The following is a 3,403-nucleotide window of genomic DNA, read 5'->3' as shown; positions in this document are numbered from 1 at the left end:
TACAAGCCCTTCGGCGAAGCAGGCGACACCGGCGAACGCTCCATCCTCCTCGAACTCCGCGTCGGCTGACCACCGCACCCACGCAGCCCGCTCCGCCTCGCTCCGTTCTCTGTTCACAAGGAATTTCCATGTCTGCTCTCCGTCCGCACACCAAGCGGATGACCGGCCTGCTCGCCACCGCCACCGCAGTCACCACCGGCCTGATAGCCGCCGGCCCCGCCCAGGCCCTCGTGGGCCCCGAGGCCCCGGCCGGCCAGCACGCCTACACGGCGAAGCTGACCATCGGCGACGACGCGAACAGCCGCGCCTGCACCGCCGCGGTCGTCGACCAGTGGTGGGTGGCCACCGCCGCCAGCTGCTTCGCGGGCACGGCGGGCGAGCAGGTCCCGGCAGGCAAGCCGGCGCTGAAGAGCACCGCCACGCTCAGCAACGGTCAGAGCAGCGCCATCGTGGAGCTCGTGCCGCGGGCCGACCGCGACCTGGTCCTGGCCCGCCTCGCCGTTCCGGCCACCGGCATCGCCCCCGTCAAGCGCGCGACCACCGTCCCCGCCGCCGGAACCGACCTGACCGCGGCCGGGTTCGGCCGTACGAAGACCGACTGGGTGCCGGGCAAGGCGCACACCGGCACGTTCACCACGAACACCACCGACGCCACCACCCTCGCCATCACCGGCAAGGGCACCGACGTCCTGTGCAAGGGCGACACCGGCGGCCCGCTGCTGAACGCCGCGGGCGAGCTCGTCGGCATCAACAGCCGCTCCTGGCAGGGCGGCTGCTTCGGCACCGACGCGGCCGAGACCCGTACCGGCGCCGTCTCCGTACGGACCGACGACCTCGGCGCCTGGATCGCCGCGACCGCCGACCCGCTGCTCATCCGCCCCGGCCAGACCATCGCCTCGGGCACCACCATCGTCGGCCAGCACCTGAAGCTGTCCATGCAGGCCGACGGCAACATGGTGATCTACCACAAGAGCGGCGGCGACGGTAAGGGCGCGGCGATCTGGTCGACCAACACCTACGGCAACCCGGGCGCCTACGCGATCATGCAGGAGGACGGCAACTTCGTCGTCTACAAGAAGGACGGCGGCGAAGGCAAGGGCGGCTCGCTCTGGTCGTCCAACACCTACGGCAACGGCACCGAGAACCGCGGCTCCTTCCTGACCTTCCAGAACGACGGCAACCTCGTCGTCTACAAGAAGGACGGCGGCGAAGGCAAGGGCGGCAACATCTGGGCCTCGGGCACCTGGGCGCGCCCCAACAAGATGACCGGCGGCTGGCAGTACCCGGCCCCGTTCTGGGTCGACGCCGGCAGCAAGATCCTCATGGCCGACCGGGGTGGTCGCCTGATCATCTGGGACAAGACCAAGGCCAAGGAGGTCTGGACCTCCAACGCCTACACCGGCGAAGGCGGCCACCTGGACATGCAGAACGACGGCAACCTCGTCCTGTACAAGAAGGACGGCGGCGACGGCAAGGGCGGCTTCGTCTGGTCCAGCAACACCTTCGCCGCCGGGGCCTACGCCCACTTCCAGAACGACGGCAACTTCGTCATCTACAAGAAGGACGGTGGCGAGGGCAAGGGCGGCGCCATCTGGCACACCAACACGTGGCAGTGACCGGCACCCGGTGAAGACCTCGGCCCGTGCTGCGTCGAAGCAGCACGGGCCGTTGGCCTACTCCGCGTCGGCCGCGGCGAGCGAGCGCCGTTGGCCGGCGGAAGCGGGCGAAGCGGCCAGGACCCGGGCCATGCGGGTCATCAGCTCGCGGTCCTCGTCCTCGGCCGCACGCAGTTCGAGAGCGGCCCGGGAGCTCCTGGGCTCGTCGGCGGGTGACTTGCGTACGCGGTCGGCGGCCGCCACCCCGAACATGGCGGTGAGTCCGGTGGCGACGGCGTCCCGTTCGGACGCCCCCTGGGCCACGGCTTCGCGGTAGGCGGCCTCGCGTACGCCGTCGTCGCAGTACGCGCGCAGACGGAGCATGCCGTCACGGATGTTGGTCAGGCGGTACATCAGCAGTTGCTCGGGGCTGGAGTACCAGGGCGTGGTGAGGAACATCTGCTTGCCGGGTACCCCGCCGGACGGGCCGACCAGAACGCTCAGGGGGCGCAGGGCCGCGAAGGTCCGCCAGGGCCGCCAGACGCGCTCGACCAGCCAGGGTCCGAACACCGGCAGCAGGAAGCCGCACATGCACACTCCCGCGTTGAGGGAGATGAAGGACCCGGCCATCCGGTTGACCACGTCCCAGTCGCGGCCGGCCCAGCGGGCGCCGATGGCGGTGAGCTTGGCCACACCGAAGACGACGTTGACGAGGAACCCGACCACCAGGAAGATCAGCCCGATCTTCAGCGACCGGCCGACCGAGGACACGGCGGTCCCGTGGGTTTCCCTGCTGATCTCCAGCGCCCACCTCCAGCACACGACCGTGGTGGCGAAGGCGGCGACCGTGTGCGCGACCAGGTAGAGGACGAGCATCTCGCCGATGAACGGGGTGGTGGCGTAGTAGGTGTCGAAGTCCCTGGGTCGCTCCACCGGGGCCTCACCCGCGATGAAGCACCCGATGATGGCCACGATCACGATGCCGTAGGCGAGGACCCAGGCGCGGACGCGACGCCTGGTGCGCGTCTCGACCCTGGAGTCCTCGCGCCAGTTCTCCACCAGCACCAGGCAGGCACACGAGTAGGCGCACAGGATGCAGTAGACCAGCGGCGCCGAGAAGTTGCTGATGCCGGTGAACCGGTTCACCACCGCGATCGTGGGCGGCGCGGAGAAGGCGAATGCGGCGCAGGCCATGGCGAGCAGGGCGTTCACGGCCCGGACCATGGGGCTGCGCCAGCCCCTCACCAGGGCGGGCAGCTTCGCCAGCAGGACGACGCCCAGCGCGACCGCGGGCACGTAGAAGTTGACCCCTTCCCCCATGATCAACCTTCCACGTTCTCGCCAACCGGATGCGCCGTTCCATCGCACCGTCCCCCGACCACGCGACAGTAACGATCTCATCAAGAGTTATCAAATACGGCGGCGGTTACCGAAAGTAACGAGGTGGCACATGAAGGATCAACCACAGTTGAACCCTTCTCACTCGCGGTTGAAGGATTTGGATTAAGCCGCTACCGTCTCCTCCGGAAGATCGAGGCCACCGGACCATTCGTACCGGCCTCCGCCCCGCGTTTCACTCCCGATTCCGTGACCACGGGACCGGCAGCAGTGCTGCGCCCGCGGTGGGGGCACGTGGCCAAGGGCTGACCACTCCGAATCTGTATCAGAGGGCTGCGCGCCGCGCTCGGCCCTTCCTGCACCAGGGGGATAAAAATGGCGATAACCCGTGCCCGCAAGGCACTGTTCACCGGTCTCGTCGGCACCGCCACGGTGCTCACCGCGGTCACCACGCTCGGCGTCGCCTACGC

2 protein-coding genes are annotated in these 3,403 nt (G+C 69.0%); one reads left to right on the top strand and one right to left on the bottom strand.

All coding sequences use genetic code 11. The annotated features are described in order from the left end of the window. Positions 1 to 128: 128 nt before the first annotated feature. The gene (locus tag AB0M99_RS37595; RefSeq protein ID WP_365928743.1) at positions 129 to 1,616 is read left to right on the top strand and encodes a trypsin-like serine protease; all 1,488 of its coding nucleotides are present in this window, start codon (positions 129 to 131) and stop codon (positions 1,614 to 1,616) included. 57 nt (positions 1,617 to 1,673) lie between these two features. On the opposite strand, the gene AB0M99_RS37590 is transcribed toward AB0M99_RS37595, so the two are convergent. Continuing rightward, positions 1,674 to 2,915 (bottom strand): DUF6545 domain-containing protein, encoded by a 1,242-nt coding sequence (locus AB0M99_RS37590; protein ID WP_365928740.1) that lies wholly within the window; start codon positions 2,913 to 2,915, stop codon positions 1,674 to 1,676. Between the last annotated feature and the right edge of the window lie 488 nt (positions 2,916 to 3,403).

This window comes from Streptomyces sp. NPDC051183, from assembly GCF_040682455.1.
Classification (GTDB): Bacteria; Actinomycetota; Actinomycetes; order Streptomycetales; family Streptomycetaceae; genus Streptomyces.
This window is presented reverse-complemented; position numbering and strand designations above follow the sequence as displayed.

Coding starts and splice junctions, on each gene's coding strand:
- AB0M99_RS37595 (WP_365928743.1), top strand. CDS start 129: ATGTCTGCTCTCCGTCCGCACACCAAGCGGATGACCGGCCTGCTCGCC.
- AB0M99_RS37590 (WP_365928740.1), bottom strand. CDS start 2,915: ATGGGGGAAGGGGTCAACTTCTACGTGCCCGCGGTCGCGCTGGGCGTC.